General features: G+C 69.8%; 13 protein-coding genes and 1 pseudogene. 8 read left to right on the forward strand and 6 right to left on the reverse strand.

Annotated features, from left to right (window positions below; all coding sequences use genetic code 11):
• The first annotated feature begins 48 nt into the window (after nucleotides 1-48).
• From ACFE67_RS03195 to ACFE67_RS03215, 5 genes are all read left to right on the forward strand, one after another.
• Entirely contained in the window at nucleotides 49-1,026 is a 978-nt protein-coding gene (locus ACFE67_RS03195; RefSeq protein WP_375405430.1) for a carbohydrate ABC transporter permease, read from the forward strand.
• The gene (locus ACFE67_RS03200; protein WP_375405431.1) at nucleotides 1,019-1,858 is read left to right on the forward strand and encodes a carbohydrate ABC transporter permease; all 840 of its coding nucleotides are present in this window, start codon (nucleotides 1,019-1,021) and stop codon (nucleotides 1,856-1,858) included. Before ACFE67_RS03195 ends, ACFE67_RS03200 begins: the two co-directional genes overlap by 8 nt.
• Nucleotides 1,859-2,348: 490 nt before the next feature.
• Complete coding sequence (locus ACFE67_RS03205) at nucleotides 2,349-3,650, forward strand: ABC transporter substrate-binding protein (RefSeq protein ID WP_375405432.1); 1,302 nt, start codon at nucleotides 2,349-2,351, stop codon at nucleotides 3,648-3,650.
• 44 nt (nucleotides 3,651-3,694) lie between these two features.
• Nucleotides 3,695-4,645, forward strand: a complete 951-nt coding sequence (locus ACFE67_RS03210; RefSeq protein ID WP_375405433.1) for a carbohydrate ABC transporter permease — start codon at nucleotides 3,695-3,697, stop codon at nucleotides 4,643-4,645.
• Nucleotides 4,642-5,556, forward strand: a complete 915-nt coding sequence (locus ACFE67_RS03215; protein ID WP_375405434.1) for a carbohydrate ABC transporter permease — start codon at nucleotides 4,642-4,644, stop codon at nucleotides 5,554-5,556. Before ACFE67_RS03210 ends, ACFE67_RS03215 begins: the two co-directional genes overlap by 4 nt.
• 36 nt (nucleotides 5,557-5,592) lie before the next feature.
• Here ACFE67_RS03215 and ACFE67_RS03220 read toward each other — a convergent pair whose 3' ends face one another.
• From ACFE67_RS03220 to ACFE67_RS03230, 3 genes are read right to left on the reverse strand one after another with little or no spacing between them, the layout of a single operon-like run.
• Nucleotides 5,593-6,432, reverse strand: coding sequence for a hypothetical protein (locus ACFE67_RS03220; protein ID WP_375405435.1), 840 nt, complete (start codon nucleotides 6,430-6,432; stop codon nucleotides 5,593-5,595).
• Nucleotides 6,429-7,043, reverse strand: a complete 615-nt coding sequence (locus ACFE67_RS03225) for a bifunctional 4-hydroxy-2-oxoglutarate aldolase/2-dehydro-3-deoxy-phosphogluconate aldolase (RefSeq protein WP_375405436.1) — start codon at nucleotides 7,041-7,043, stop codon at nucleotides 6,429-6,431. The genes ACFE67_RS03220 and ACFE67_RS03225 overlap by 4 nt, the downstream gene beginning before the upstream one ends.
• A complete protein-coding gene (locus tag ACFE67_RS03230) occupies nucleotides 7,040-7,963 on the reverse strand; it encodes a sugar kinase (RefSeq protein ID WP_375405437.1) in 924 nt (307 codons plus the stop codon). The genes ACFE67_RS03225 and ACFE67_RS03230 overlap by 4 nt, the downstream gene beginning before the upstream one ends.
• Nucleotides 7,964-8,172: 209 nt before the next feature.
• Here ACFE67_RS03230 and ACFE67_RS03235 point away from each other — a divergent pair, with 209 nt between their 5' ends.
• Entirely contained in the window at nucleotides 8,173-10,404 is a 2,232-nt protein-coding gene (locus tag ACFE67_RS03235; protein WP_375405438.1) for a hypothetical protein, read from the forward strand.
• 42 nt (nucleotides 10,405-10,446) lie between these two features.
• On the opposite strand, the gene ACFE67_RS03240 is transcribed toward ACFE67_RS03235, so the two are convergent.
• The 3 genes and pseudogenes from ACFE67_RS03240 to ACFE67_RS03250 all read right to left on the reverse strand — a co-directional run bounded on the left by ACFE67_RS03240 (nucleotide 10,447) and on the right by ACFE67_RS03250 (nucleotide 13,649).
• Nucleotides 10,447-11,796 carry an MFS transporter gene (locus tag ACFE67_RS03240; protein ID WP_375405439.1) on the reverse strand — a complete coding sequence of 450 codons (1,350 nt, stop codon included), beginning with the start codon at nucleotides 11,794-11,796 and terminating at the stop codon, nucleotides 10,447-10,449.
• 154 nt (nucleotides 11,797-11,950) lie between these two features.
• Nucleotides 11,951-12,202, reverse strand: a pseudogene (locus ACFE67_RS03245) (PLP-dependent transferase); the annotation flags it as partial.
• A gap of 316 nt (nucleotides 12,203-12,518) precedes the next feature.
• On the reverse strand, nucleotides 12,519-13,649 hold the full coding sequence (locus tag ACFE67_RS03250) for a M24 family metallopeptidase (RefSeq protein WP_375405440.1): 1,131 nt from the start codon (nucleotides 13,647-13,649) through the stop codon (nucleotides 12,519-12,521).
• Between the two features lie 177 nt (nucleotides 13,650-13,826).
• Between ACFE67_RS03250 and ACFE67_RS03255 the strand changes: the two genes are divergently transcribed.
• Both ACFE67_RS03255 and ACFE67_RS03260 read left to right on the forward strand, forming a co-directional pair.
• Complete coding sequence (locus ACFE67_RS03255) at nucleotides 13,827-14,621, forward strand: enoyl-CoA hydratase/isomerase family protein (protein ID WP_375405441.1); 795 nt, start codon at nucleotides 13,827-13,829, stop codon at nucleotides 14,619-14,621.
• Nucleotides 14,618-15,380: glycoside hydrolase family 88 protein (locus ACFE67_RS03260; RefSeq protein WP_375405442.1), on the forward strand; the 763-nt coding region annotated here is incomplete at its 3' end. The genes ACFE67_RS03255 and ACFE67_RS03260, both read left to right, overlap by 4 nt.

Below are 15,380 nucleotides of genomic sequence, written 5' to 3' on the forward strand. Positions count from 1 at the left end.
ACGCCGCGCGTGTCCCCTCCCTCATCTCCGACGAGGACTGGATCCAGCATGTCGACGCTCAGCGCTCCACCCGTTTCTGAATCGCCCACCGCTGTACACGCCGCGCCGCGACAGCAACGCAGACGTCGCCGGAGCGGCACGAAGCTGCCGTTCCTGCTCCTCCTTCCAGCAGTGGTGTTCGAATTGCTGGTCCACATCATTCCCATGCTGACCGGTGTATGGATCAGCTTTCTGAGGCTCACGAAGTTCTTCATCGCGAACTGGGGGGAGGCGCCGTTCGCAGGTCTGGCGAACTACCGATTGGCCCTGGACATCGACGGTCAGGTCGGACTGGAGCTGGCGAAGTCATTCGCTGTGACCTGCGCGTTCACTGTCCTGGTCGTCGGGATCTCGTGGACGCTCGGCATGAGCGCCGCGATCGCACTACAACGCCCATTCCGTGGCCAGAGCCTGTTCCGCACGCTGTTCCTCATTCCCTACGCGTTACCCGTGTATGCCGGGATAGTGGCGTGGAAGTTCATGTTCCAGAAGGACACCGGCGCGATCAATCAGATACTCAGCAGCACGGGACTGATCACGGACAAGCCGTTCTGGTTGATCGGCGACAATGCGTTCGCCGCCGTGGTCGTCGTCGCGATCTGGCGCCTGTGGCCGTTCGCGTTCCTGATGCTGATGGCCGGTCTGCAGAGCATCGCCGAGGATCTCTATGAAGCATCCGCTCTCGACGGGGCGCGACCGCTCCGGCAGTGGTCCTCGATCACGCTTCCTCTGCTCCGTCCCGTGAACGTGGTCGTGTTGCTCGTGATGTTCCTCTGGACATTCAACGACTTCAACACTCCGTTCGTGCTGTTCGGCTCTGCCCAACCCGACGGCGGCGACCTCGTGTCGTTCCACATCTACAACGCGTCGTTCGCGACCTTCAATTTCGGGTCGGGCGCAGCGATGTCCGTGCTGTTGCTGCTCTTCCTGCTCGTCGTGACGGGCGCGTACCTGCTCATCTCCAACAGGAGGTCCTCCCGTGCGTGACACCGCCTCGAGCAAGGTGTTTCGACTCGTCGTGATCGCGCTGCTCACCGCATTCACGGTCGTCCCCATCTACGTGATGATCGAGTCATCCCTCAAGCCGCTCGCGGACGTGCAGAGCACGTTCACATGGTGGCCTTCCCAGGTCACGACTCAGCCATTCATCGACATGTGGTCGACCGTGCCGCTGGCGAACTACTTCCTGAACAGCGTCATCATCTCGACGGCATCGACTGTTCTCAGTCTCGTCATCGCCATATTCGCGGCGTTCGCGGTCTCGCGATTCCGATTCACCGGCCGGTCAGTATTCACGACATCGATCCTGTCCACCCAGATGTTCCCCGGCATCCTGTTCCTCCTGCCCCTGTTTCTGATCTTCGTCAACATCAATCAGACACTCGGAATCCAACTCGTCGGCACCCGCCTCGGGTTGATAATCACCTACTTGACGTTCTCGCTCCCGTTCTCGATCTGGATGCTCTCCGGATACTTCGACGGCATACCGAAGGAACTCGACGAAGCTGCGCAGGTCGACGGGAACGGCCCGGTCGGCGCTTTGTTCAGAGTCATTCTTCCGGCGGCACGCCCCGGGGTGATCGCCGTCGCGATCTACAGCTTCATGACCGCATGGGGTGAGGTCCTGTTCGCGTCCGTCATGACCACCGACCAGAACAGAACCCTGGCCGTGGGATTGCAGCTGTATTCCACCCAGGTCAATGTCTATTGGAACCAGGTCATGGCAGCATCCCTCGTGGTCAGCATCCCCGTCGTGGTCGCGTTCCTCTTGCTGCAGCGCAACTTCGTCGCCGGACTGACAGCCGGAGCCGTGAAATGACCCGCAGGGCGGCGACCGCGAGGTAAGGAACCTCCACGATCCTCGCGGCCTCTTCGACCTGGCGCCGCGGCGGCGACCATGCGCGTGTGGCCGCCGCGGGGCGATGGGACCGCAGCGACAGGGGACGTCCCGGGCGTCAGCGCGGTTCCGCGGCACCGCACCCTCGAGCGATTCCGCAGCGCGGACACCCCGGACACCCCGGGCACCGACGGCCCCCGCGCGGTCCTGTCATGGCGCCACCGCAGATCGTGGAGCGACGAGCGTGGGCAGGCCCTCGATAGCACGCTCGATCCGCAACACCCGCGGGTCCGTCCCGGACCGGGCAGCGCCCGTCCGGGACCTGTTGCAGCACTCTCCAGGCGGGGACCATCTACCCCGAGCGACCCGCTTCCGCGCGTGTCGATGACTCACCCGCCGAGACTTGCGGTGGTCAACTAATCGTATAATATCAACAGAAGAGGCGCTGGTGCCCGACCCAAAGGAGTGTTCGATGACTGCGAGGAAGAAGTCCATCGCGACGGCGGCCGTGCTGGCTGCCGGTCTGCTCGCCATGACCGGCTGTTCCGGGAATACCGGCAGTGCGGAGCAGTCGGGTCCGGTCACGATCGAGTACCTGGGCTGGGTCGTCGGACTCAAGGACTCCGTCGCCATCTGGAACAAGGAGAACCCGAACATCCAGGTCAAGCTGACCACGACATCCGGGGCCGACACGGCGAACCCGAAGATCCGGGCCGGAGTGCAGGCCGGCAACGCTCCCTGCCTGACGCAGATGGCGTACTACTCGATCCCGAGCTTCGTCGCCGACGACCTGCTCGAGCCGGTCACGAAGGACGCCGCCGCCTACAAGGACGAGTACCTGCCGTGGACGTGGGCGTCGACATCGCCCGGCGGGCAGACCTACGGCATCCCGCAGGACACCGGCCCCATGGTCCTGTATTACAACCAGAAGGAATTCGACAAGTACGGCATCGACGTGCCGACCACCTGGGACGAGTACGCGGCGGCGGCCAAGAAGGTGCACGACGCCGACAAGTCCGTCTCGTTCGGCTTCTTCGGCACCGACGACGTCGGTAACTACGCGGGCCTCGTCTCGCAGGCCGGCGGCCGCTGGACGACCATCGACGGCGACCAGTGGAAGGTGGGCATCGACAGCCCGGCCGCGACCAAGGTCGCGAGCTACTGGCAGGACCTGATCGCCTCCGGAGGGGTCCGTGCCACGCCGCGCTTCGACGCCGGTATCTACCCGCTGTTCCAGCAGGGCAAGATCCTCACGATGATCGGGGCGTCCTGGAACTACTCCGCTCTGCCCGCCAACGTGCCGTCGCAGTCGGGCCAGTGGCGGATCGCACCGATGCCCAACTGGGGCCAGGAGGCGAGTGGCAACTCCGGTGGCTCGGCGTCCGTCGTGGTGAAGGGCTGCAAGTACCCGGCCCAGGCGGTGAAGTTCGCCAACTGGCTGAACAGCTCGGAAGCGAGCCTGAACTTCCTCTCGTCCCCGACCGTCGGCGGGCTCTACCCGGCTGCGAGCAAGGCGCTCAAGTACGACGTGGTGAACAGTGACGTCGACTACTACGGTGGCCAGAACGTCTACGAGGAGTTCGCCAAGTCCTCGGCCTTGGTCGACACGTCGTGGCAGTACGGACCGACGTACGAAGCGACGGACACCGAGTTCGCCGACGGCTTCGCCGCAGTCGCGAACGGCTCGAAGACCCTTCCGGCAGTCAACGCGGAGGTGCAGGCAGCAACCTTGAGCGACATGAAGAAGCGCGGGATCGCCGCCTCCGCAGAGTGACCTCCGCATAAACCGGCTCGACGCCAAAGAACAGGAGTCCACCGATGTCGTTGGCCGTCGAGAAACCCGCGGTGGCCGGAAGGGCGCTACGCCCGTCCGGCCGCCGCGGCGGTGTGAAGGGGTCCCACCGGCGCGCCGCCCTGTGGCTGATCGGACCGTTCATCGTGCTGTACCTGTTCGTGTACGCGGCACCGATCGGATATTCGATCGTGCAGAGCCTCTTCTCGCGTCGGAACGTCACGTCGCTCGGCTTCGGCGGCGTGCAGACCGTCTTCGTCGGGTTCGGGAACTACGCGGTGGTGCTCACCGATCCCGCGTTCTGGGCGTCGATGGGCCGGATCGCGCTGCTCGGCCTCGTCCAGGTCCCGGTCATGCTGGTCTTCGCCGTCGCGCTCGCGCTGCTGATCGACTCGAAGATCGGCCGCGGCTCGCGGATCTTCCGGCTGGCGTTCTTCGTGCCGTACGCGGTCCCCGGTGTCATCGCCGGAATCCTGTGGTCGTTCCTCTACGGCCCGACCCTGAGCCCGATCGTCAAGGGCTTCGCGGGACTCGGAATCACGGTCGACTTCCTCGGGCGCGACGCCGTGCTGTGGGCGATCGCGAACATCATCACGTGGACGTTCGCGGGCTACAACATGCTGATCGCGTTGTCGGCGCTGCAGGCGGTTCCCGCCGAACTGTACGAGGCGGCCCGCATCGACGGCGCGAACGAGTGGCAGATCGCGACGCAGATCAAGCTTCCGCACCTGCGGCCCGCGCTCGTGCTCTCGGGGACGCTCTCCATCATCGGCACGATCCAGATCTTCACCGAGCCGCAGACGCTCGCGGCCGTCTCGCCGTTCATCACCAGCAAGTACGTCCCGACCATGGCCGCGCTCAACGCCGCGTTCGGGGCAAACAACTTCGGTCTGGCTGCCGCGACCAGTGTCGTGATCGCGGTCATCGCCGGCATCCTGTCCGTCATCTACTACCGGATCACCTCGGTGAAGGCATGAGCACGGGCAGCGTCGTGAGGGACCAGATCACCTCGCCGGAGTCGGCGGGGCCGGCGATCAAGGAGCCGCGGGCCGCGGGCCGCAATCCGTTCGCCACGGTCGGCACCACCGCGATCCTGGCGATCGCGGGCGTCTACTTCCTCCTGCCGATCTGGTGGCTGTTCGTCTCGTCGACGAAGTCGGCGGGCGACCTGTTCGCCACGAACGGGTTCGGCTTCGCCGGATGGAACCTGTTCTCCAACATCGGCCACGTGCTGGCGAAGGACGACGGCGCCTTCCCCGGCTGGATGGCGAACTCCCTCATCTACTCCGGCGCCGGCGGCCTGGTGGCGACCCTGCTGGGCGCGGCCAGCGGGTACGCGATCGCGAAGTTCGACTTCCGCGGGAAGTCCCTGGTGTTCGCGTCGATCATCGCGGGGGTTCTGATCCCCGGCGCCCTGCTGACCATTCCGCTGTACCTGATGTTCTCCACCATCGGGCTGATCAACACCTACTGGGCCGTCCTGATCCCGTCGGTGGTCAGTCCGTTCGCGGTCTACCTGTCCCGCATCTACGCGGAGGCGTCCATCCCCGACGAGGTCATCGAAGCGGCCCGTGTCGACGGCGCCGGCGAGCTCAGGATCTTCTTCACCATCTCGCTGCGGATCATGAGTCCCGCGCTGGTGACGGTCTTCCTCTTCAGCTTCGTCGGCATCTGGAACAACTTCTTCCTGCCGCTGGTCATGCTGAAGGACTCCTCGCTCTTCCCCGTCACCGTCGGGCTCTTCAACTGGTTCAGCGGCGACAACGAGGTGCCCTACGAGGACGTCATCACCGGATCGTTCCTGTCGGTCCTGCCTCTGATCGTCGCCTTCGTATCCCTGCAGCGGTTCTGGCGTGCCGGACTCACGGCCGGAGCGGTCAAGGCCTGAGCACGTGGGGGCTGAGCAGGCAGGGGCCTGAGCGGCTCAGAGCCGAGGGTCACGGGTTGGTGGGCCCGCGGTCAGCCGCACCCACCAGGTCAGCGGACGTCCCGGTTCGATCGTCGCGACCCGCCCCGACCGCACGGCGGTCGCGAGGGAGTCGAAGTAGCCCGTGCTCGGTTCGATCGCGATCACCGGTTCCCGGCTGTAGGCGCCGTGGTCGAACCAGACGCCCAGGTACGAGCAGCGGACCGACCACTCCATCGTCAGGACCGGGCCGTCGCCGCGCACCAGCCGCGCGCCCTGCACGGTCTGCGCGGGATCGACGTACCACTTCCGCGTTCCACCGGGCCGCACCGAGTCGATGCCGTCGAGCGCCGACGACCACGGTCGGCTCGGCAGGTCGTCGTCCTGCACATCGACGACCGATCGCGCCTGCGGCGGCAGCTCCACCCGGGTGCCCGGCGGCGCCGCGAACTGCGGGTGGGCGGCCCAGAGGAACGGGATGGGTCCGCCGGTCGTCTCCGCCCGGTAGGAGAGCAGGAGCCCCTCGGCGGTCGGCGCGATGGTGCGGGCGAACCGGAATCCGAGGGAGGTGCCCGTCGCGCTGGTCGTATCGCCCTGCGTGTCGAACGGCACGTCCCACAGCTCGCCGTGGTCGGGGATGGGTACGCCGTCCACCGTGCACGCGACGATGCTGGGGGCGCACTCGTCCCAGCCGGCCATCTCCGCGGCCACGAACGCCGTCCCCGGCGCGGGGATCGAGGTCCGGTCGGCCTGCGCCAGCCACTCGACGCCAGCGGCGTCGACCAGCGAGACGATCTTCGCGCCGCGCCCGGGGTCGACCGTCGCGGTCAGGCCCTCGCCCCGGACGACGAGCGTCATGCCCGCGCGGCGGCGATCGTCTCGAGCAGCGCGTGTGCCGCGCCGGCGGGATCCGACGCCCGGGTGAGCGCGCCGCCGATGCCGACGGCCACGGCTCCCGCGCGGACCCACTCGGGCGCCGTGTCGATCGTCACCCCGCCGGTCGGCACCGTCTGCAGCGCGGGCAGCGCCGTGAGCACCTCCCTCAGGACGGTCGGCGACCAGAGCGACGCCGGGAACAGCTTCACGAAGGTGGAGCCCCACTCCAGCGCCTGCAGCGCTTCGGTCGGCGTCGCGACGCCGGGCAGCGCCTCCAGGCCGGCGTCGAGCGTCGCCTTCAGGACCCGCTCCCGCAGCACCGGAGAGACGACGAAGCGTGCTCCCGCCCGGGCGGCGCCCTGCACCTCCTCGGCCGTCACGGCGGTCCCGACGCCGATGAGCACGCCGTCGGGTGCGCTGGCGGCGGCGGACCGGATGACGTCGAGCGCGTTCGGGGTCACGAGCGAGACCTCGACCACCCGCAGGCCGGCGTCGATCAGCGTGGCGACATCCCGCGCGGCGGACTCCGCGTCCGCCGCTCGCACGATCGCGACGATGCCCTGCTCTCGGACTGCTGCCGACACGGCGCTCATCGCGCACCACCCATCTCGTCACGGAACGGAAGTCCTTCGATGTCACCGGCGGTGGCGACGACGCGCGCCGCGACCGCCGAACCGAGATCGAGCATCTCGGCGACGGTCGCGCCCTCGAGCAGGCCGGCGATCACCCCGCCGGCGAACGCATCGCCGGCGCCGACCGTGTCGACCACGCCGGTCGCCTGGGATGGCGCCGAGTACGTTCCCGCGGCATCCACGGCATGGGCGCCGCCGGCGCCGAACTTGGTGATCACGAGCCGGCAGCCCTGCTCGAGCAGGGCTGCGGGCGCATCGGCCGGCGAGGTGCCGCTGAGCAGGGCGAGCTCCGCCGGGTCGCCGACGGCGACATCGACGAGGCCGCGGATAGTGGACAGCGCGCGAGCGAAGGCGTCGGGACCCGCGATCCGCGGTCGCAGATTGGGGTCGCAGACCACGACCGCGCCCGCGGCTCTCGCCAGCTCCACCGTGTGCCGGACCGCCGCCGATGCGCTCGGCGAGCGGACCGCGGTGATCCCGGTCACGAACACCGCGGCGACGTCCGGCGACCAGGCCGCGTCCACCTGATCCGGCCCGAGCTCCGTCGCCGCGCTGGCGGCGCGCAGATGCACCGCGGCGGTGGGACCGCCGGTCGCCAGCTCCCTGACGAGCGTGCCCGTCGGCCGGTCGCTGCGGCCCACGCGCGCGTCGATGCCCCAGCCGGTGAGCGCCTGGTCGACGGCGTCGCCGAGACCGTCGCGACCCACGACGGTGACGAACCGGGCCGGATGGCCGAGCCGCAGCACGGCCGCCGCGACGTTGAGCTCGGAGCCGGCGACCGTGCGCCGGTACGCCGTCGCGGTCGCCAGCGACGCCCCGTCCCTCGGGATGAAGACCGCGAGCGCCTCACCGAGTGTGAAGAACCGTCCGGAGCCGGTCACGCCGTCCTCCTTGGGCGGTCGACGCCGCGGCCGCCGATCCGAGGCCGTGCAGGGGAGGCGAGGCCGGGCGCAGCCACCGAGTCGGCCGTCATGTCGCTCCCGCTCCTCCCGTCGACCACCGCGTCCGGGCCGACCGTTCGCCGACCTGATAGCCGCACGCGATAAATAGTATTATCCGCCGGTAGGAACAGCTCACCACCGACCGGGAGATGACCGTGACGACGATCGATGCGGACCGCTGGCTCGAGATCGACCTCTACTGGTTCGACAACGCCGACCTCGCCGGGTCGGCCACGACGTTCTGGGAGCGGTTCGCCCCGCTGATGCACGGCGTGGACGGCTGGCGGGGCGTCATCGTCAACTCGGGGTGGCTGGCGGATCAGGTGCTCGACTGGCGCGGCGACCTCGACGAGGCCATCCCCTTCCCTTCGGGGCTCGGCAAGGACAAGTTCTTCCCGGACAACTCGCCGCTGCTCGGGACGGAGGAGCAGCGGCGGGCGGGCTGGCACGCGCGGTTCGACGAGCGCGGCGAGCGCAACACCGACGGCTACCAGCGGTGGACCTACCGCCAGCTCGGTGAGCTCGCCGAGCTGCTGCGGCGGGTGGCCGCCGACGCCTTCGGGATCGAGGGGGTCCGGATCGGCACCTTCGTCATCGGCTGGGACAGCATCTACGCCTGCGAGCCGTCCGCATGGTCGAAGCGGCATCCGGAGGCGTTCTTCAAGGGGCCGTGGGTGGACCGGCTGTTCAACGTCGTCGCCCGGCTCGACGCCGACCCGATCGCCACCGCGGCCTTCCCCGACGGGATCGAGCAGGGGCTGCCGATCTCGCGCTTCTTCGGCCAGCAGTGGGGCCACCTCTCGAAGGCGGTCGGCCTCGACGCGATCGTGCTCCGCGATTCGATGATCGGGCAGGGCATCTACGAGCGCCTCGGGCCCTGGGGCGCCACGGCGCCGGCCGATCCGGCCCTGGTGGCCGAGTGGGGCGACGCGACCGCGGCGCTCGTGCGCGAGACCAAGCAGGCGGCCCCGGAGGCGCTGGTCATCGGCTACTCGAACGCCGCGAGCGCGGTGGCGGACTGGCGGGTCAATTGCGTGGACCTCGAGTCGATCGCGCACGAGGGGTATCTCGACGCGTGGATCGACCAGACCTGGGCCGGCGCCTGGAACGAGGTCGGGCAGCGCGAGGATCTGTTCTGGAACCTGCCGCTGCAGGGCTGGACGAACCAGCTCGGCTTCGTGCTGCTGCGTGCGGCCGCGCTGGCCGGATCGCCGGTCCGGCACTACGTGCTCACCGAGACCTTCGACGCGTGGGAGTCGTGGGACATCATCCACACGGCGCCCGAGCGGCTGCGGTGGGGGATCTGGGCCTACCTGCATGCCTTCCTCAAGACCCCGGACGGCCTCACGGCCCCCCGCGGGACGTACATCTCCTGGCTCAATCAGGGGAACCGGCTGCTGACCGAGGACGACGTCGCATTCCTCGCGGGGAATATCAACGAGGCCACGGCCGACGCTCGCGACACGACCGAGGTGTTCGGGCCGACCGCGGTCTACTCGCGCGCGGCGATGGAGTGGCAGACCGCGAACGCTCCGGAGGCCGACATCAAGGAGTGGATCGACGAGCAGATCGGGTTCCTCGCCAAGTTCGGCGTGCCCGTCTCCTCCGTCACCCGCGCCGAGTACCTGGGATCGGTCGACAGCGACTACTTCATCGTCCAGACCCCCAACCATCTGCCGGAGGCGCAGACCGCGCGGATCCTGGAGCGGATCGACGCCGGTCTGCCGACGATGGTGACCGGCAACCCCGGCGGCGGGTTCGATCCGCGGATCGCCGAGGCCGTCGGGCTCTCCGGGGAGGGCGACCGGGCCGGCGAGCGGACGACGACCGCGACCCGCGGCGCGATCGGGGGCAACGACATCCCGGCGGAGTTCGCGACCGTCCACCCGTCCTCGACCAACCACGCCGCCGATCACGTCGACGTGCTCTACTCGGTCGACGGATCGCCTGCGCTCGTGCGGAGCGGGTCGGTGGCCGCCTGGGATCCGGCGGACGTGCAGCACCGCGTGATCATCTACTCGGGCCAGTGGGACTTCGGCCGCCACAACCTCGACCAGTCCGTGCGCGACCTGATGGGGTCGGCATACCCCTTCCTGATCCCGGCCCGCGAGATCAACCGTGTGCTCGCGGAGCACGCCGCGGTGTCGGTCGCGGACGTCGCGGCCGACTCGCCGGTGGCGGTGGCCGCCTGGCGCACCTCTGCGGGGGTCCGCGTGCTCGTCGGCGAGGTGGAGGAGGGCTTCCGCCCCACCACGGACGGCACCTGGCCGGTCACGGTGCGCGTGCCGCACCTCTCGGCCACGGTGCAGACGGACCTCACGTACGGGCAGTCGCGGCTCTTCACCGTCACGGCCGAGGGCGTCGCGGCGAGCTGGGACTGACCCGCCCGGTCCGTTCGAGAATGACGCGGACGGTCCGACGGGTCAGGCCCGCGCGCCGGCGGCGCCGAGGGGGGCGGCGCTGGTGGCGGACAGCGAGCGACCGGTCGTCTCCGGTGCCATGCGCTGGCAGACGAGCGCGCCGACCACGCACACGGCGGCGGCGACCAGCATGCAGGGGCCGATGCCGACGCTCGCGATCCCGATCGGCAGGAGGAACGTGCCGGCGGCCGCGCCGACCCGGCTGCACGCCGCGCCGAAGCCGACACCCGTCGAGCGGACCTCGGTCGGCAGGATCTCGATCGGGTAGACGGCCGTCAGGTTGCCCTGCAGCGCGTTGAGGAAGGAGAACACCGCGAAGCAGGCGACGATCACGGCACCGGGGGCGCCCGCCCAGAACCCGACGATCGCGAGCGCCGCGGCCATCGCCCAGAACGGCGGGATCAGCTGCCGTCGCCGCCCGACCCGCTCGATCGTCAGCATCCCGACGACCGCGCCGATGGCCGCCATCGCGTTCACGGTGATCGTGCCGACCGTCTCGTTGCCCAGGTCGAGCGACTTCAGCACCGTCGGCGCGAACGTGAAGATCGCGAAGTAGGGAGCGACGTTGCAGGCCCAGAACACGCCGATGAAGAGCGCCCTCCTGCGGTTCTCCGGCGCGAACAGCGCCCGGTATCCGCCGTCGCGCTGCTGCTCGTCGCCCAACTCCTCCTGCTCGAAGTAGGCGCGACCCCCGAGGCGGTCGTCGACGACCGCGCGGGCCTCCTGCTCCCGCCCCCGGCTCAGCAGCCAGCGGGGCGATTCGGGCAGCCCGATGCGCAGCAGCGCGGTCACCACCGCGGGAAGGACCCCGGTCGCCAGCACCCAGCGCCACGAGAGGCCCAGCAGGTCGACCATCGCGTAGGAGACGACGACGGAGACGAGGTAGCCGCCGTACCAGCACACGAGCAGGGCGGAGAGGCGCCGGCCGCGGCCCTTCGCGGGCGTGAACTCGGCGAGCATCGCCGCCCCGACGGTGTACTCGGCGCCGATCGCGACGCCCAGGAGCACGCGGACGAGGAGCAGCTGCCACCACTCGGGGACCACCGCCTGCAGGATCCCGAGCACGACGAGGGCGCCGATGTCGACGGTGAAGAGGGTGCGGCGCCCGAACCGGTCGGTCAGCAGCCCGGCGAGCGGCGCCCCGACGAAGATGCCGATCAGGGACGACGCGCCGATCAGCCCCGCCTCCAGGGGCGAGAGGCCGAGGGCGGTCGTGATGAGCGGCAGGGTGACGCTGATCGCGCCGAGGTCGTAGCCGTCGAGGCCCTCACCCCACGCGCACGCCAGCGTCAACCGCCGGATGAACCCGCGGACCTGCCGGCCCGTTCCGCTCGGCGACACGACCTCCGACACCGTTCCTCCTCGATGCGAGCGGTTCGGCCCACCCGGCCGGAGAACTGTAGACGACGCCCACCCGCTCCCCGAGGGATGCGGCGCAGATAGGGGAGGGGGTGGACGGATCGTCCGCGAGACGCTAGCGCGCTCGGTGCAGCGCTGCGTCGAGCGCCTAGTCGAGGTCGGCGATGATGTCCTCCACGTCCTCGATGTCGACGCTGATGCGCACGAGGCCCGCCTGCACACCCGGGTCGACCAGCTGCTGCTCCGTGAGCTGCGCGTGCGTGGTCGGCAGGTAGCGCTTCGCCCGCTCGAAGTGGTGGTGGCTCGGCAGCCCCGCCCAGTTGACGTACTCGACGCGGTCGTCCGCCTCCAGCCACTCGGCGACGGCGCGCGCGGTGTCGCCGTGCGCCTGCATCCGGAACTTGCCGTGCCACTGCAGGCCGCCAAAGCGCTCCACGGCCTCGGGGTTCGAGTGGAACGGGTAGCTGGCCTCGAATTCTGTACATGCAGTGCCAGCAAGTCTGTACATGACGGGTACGCACGCGCTGGAGCGGGGCCCAGTGCGCAGATCGAGTCTCCCGCCCGCCTGCGGGCAGGGTGGAGCGGGCACGAGCGACTGCCTCCGGGGAAGTCGTCGAGGATGACCACTGCTGCCAGGGCACCGAAGGTGGTCCCCGCGTCACCGTCGACCGGAGGACTCGAGCCGAGTTCCGCGTCTCCCGAACCGGAGGCGCTGATCAGCGGGGTTCGAGGGTGTGCTCGAAGTCGGTGAGGCGTTCCAGGCCGTGGTCGGTGACCTCGAACATCCACTCCAGCCGGACTCCGCCGACACCGGGCTCGTAGACGCCCGGTTCGAGCAGGATGACCATCCCGGTCTCCAGGGGCGTGTCCTCGCCCGGGATGATCCGGGGGAACTCGTGGACCGAGGTGCCGATCCCGTGCCCGGTGTGGTGGCCGTACTCGAAACCCTCGGCCGCGATGGTGGAGCGCACCACGCGGTCGATCTCGTTCACCGGCACGCCGGGCTTCGCGGCGTCGATGCCGGCGTGCAGCGCCGTGGAGGCGAGTGCGTGCAGGCGTGCGAACCGGTCCGTGGCGCGCCCGACGACGAAGGTGGCGCAGGAGTCCGACCAGTACCCCGCCACGCGTGGCGCGAGGTCGGCCACGATCATGTCGTCCGCCTCGATCCGCCGACCGGTCGCCCAGCCGCCGACCTTGCTCGTGCGCTCGATGCCCGAGAGCAGGTCGCCGGCGAAGGCGACCCGCTCGCCCGCGGCGGACTCGACCGCGCCGCGGATGGTGCTGAACAGCTCCAGCTCCGACATCCCGGGCTCGGCGGCGGCGACCGCGGTGTGCTGGGCGAGCGCCGCCAGCGCTGCGCTCCTCCGGAGCGCAGCGAGTTGCGCCGGAGCCTTGATCATCCGTGCCCGGGCGAACTCCGCGGTGCCGTCGACCGCGGCGATCCCGCGGGTGCGCAGCAGCTCGCCCACGGACCACGGCAGCGAGTCGGCCTCGACGGCGACCCGGTCGCGCATCCCCGTCGCCTCGATGACGGAGGACACGGCGGCTGCGTAGTGCTCGAGGTACGGCTCCGGCCTGTCGGCGGAGAACCCGATGTACTCGGTGACCCGGTCGGCGTCGGTCGCCGCGGCCGCCGCGGACTCCAGGTTCGACACCACGAGGTGGAGGGCCCCGTCGGGTCCGACGATCGCGAGGGACGGCCCTCCGGCGAACGGGGAGGCCCCGGTCTCGATCGGCACGATGTGGCCCGAGGCGGCGCAGACGCTGTCCGCGCCGCTCACGATGGACCAGCCGGCGTCGAGTCGCGCGGCGGCCGCGGCGATGCGGTGCGAGGTCAGTGACGACACGGTGACTTCCTCCTCGTCGAACGGATGCAGCGGCCGGGTGCCGATCCGGAGTCCGGCACGTCCAGCCTGCCCCTCCGGCCAGGTGTGCACGGCGCCGGCTCGCTTCGAGTAGGCCGGGTCCGGAGGAGCCGGGACAACATTAGTATGATAATTGGAGACGGACGAAGGAGAACCGCTGTGGCTGGACACACTGACGGCGAGGTGCGCCTCGAGCGCATCGGACGCGTCGCCCACCTGATCATCGATCGGCCCGCGAAGCTCAACGCGATGACCGTGGCGATGGACCACCAGATGAACGACCTGGTGTTCGAGATCAACAACGACAAGGCGATCCGCTCGGTGCTGCTCTCCGGCGCCGGAGACCGCGCGTTCTGCGCCGGCAGCGACATCACCGATCTCGACGAGTACGGGGACAACTGGAGCTACCGCAACCGCTTCGACGCCCGCGGCGACTACGCCCGCGCCGTCTGGCTGCTGCGGAAGCCGGTCGTGGCCGCGGTGCACGGGTACTGCATCGGAGGCGGATTGGAGATGGCCGCGGCGTCCGACATCCGGGTCGGCACGCCCGACGCCGCGTTCGGCGCCGGCGAGATCAACTGGGGCTGGCACGGCGGCTCGGGCCAGACCCAGTTGCTGACGCACCTGCTGGGGCCCGGGTGGGCCTCCCGTCTGCTCCTGACCGGTGAGCGCATCGACGGCACCGAGGCGTACCGGATCGGCTTGCTGCAGCACCTGGTGCCGCGCGACGAGCTGATCGAGCACGCCCTCGCGCTGGCGACCACCATCTCGGAACGCGCGCCGATCGCGGCGGAGCGCGTCAAGCACATGGTCCGGGTCGCCCAGAACGTGCCGCTGGAGACCGGCCTGCTGGTCGAGAACGACTCGTTCTCCTACCTGATGATGACGGAGGACGCCGCCGAGGGGCGGGCCGCGTTCGCCGAGCGCCGCGCGCCCAAGTTCGAGGGCCGATGAGCGCCGCGTCCGCCCCTGCGCGCACCGAAGCCGTCGCCTGGGGGGTCGAGCAGTACATCGCGGCGGACGAGGCGACGAACGCCCTCGCGCGGACGCGCCGCGCCGGTCCGGCGACGCCGCACGACGACACCCCCCAGCTCGCGGCATCGGTCGCGGACGCGCTGATCGACCTCGGCTTCAAGACCTGGGACTTCGGCGACTCGGTCGCGTTCGAGGCGCTCATCGCCGCGTCGGACGCCCTCGGCGACGAGCGATGGGTGCGCTTCGCGCACGGCTACGGACGCGCCTGGAGCACCCGCTCCAAGCCGTTCGCGCGACTCGACTGCACCGTTCCCGGCCGGGCGCTGGTCGGCATCGCGACCCGGTTCGGCGACCGGCAGCTGCTGTCGACGTTGCAGGAGCTCGCCGACTACCTGATGTCCCGGCCCATCCTGCACGGGGTCTACGAGACGTGGGAGCGGTCACCGCTGCTCGCGCCCTACACCGGGGCGCCGCTCGACCCGCACGCGCAGGCGTTGCTGGACGATCCGCCGGCCGGCGTCTTCGTCGACTGCCTGCACTTCGACCCTCCGTTCCTCACGGCGCTCGGCGTCGCGCTCGGGGAGGAGCGATACGTGGATGCCGGCATCGGTCAGGCGCTCGGCTACATCCGGCACCTGCAGCAGCCCGACGGCCTGTTCGACCACTTCGTCCTCCGGGGCGAACCCGGCAGCTTCGGGCCCGGATGGGGACGCGGCCAGGGCTGGGCGATCCTCGGGC

The organism is uncultured Amnibacterium sp. (assembly GCF_964244015.1).
In the GTDB taxonomy this organism is placed as follows: domain Bacteria; phylum Actinomycetota; class Actinomycetes; order Actinomycetales; family Microbacteriaceae; genus Amnibacterium.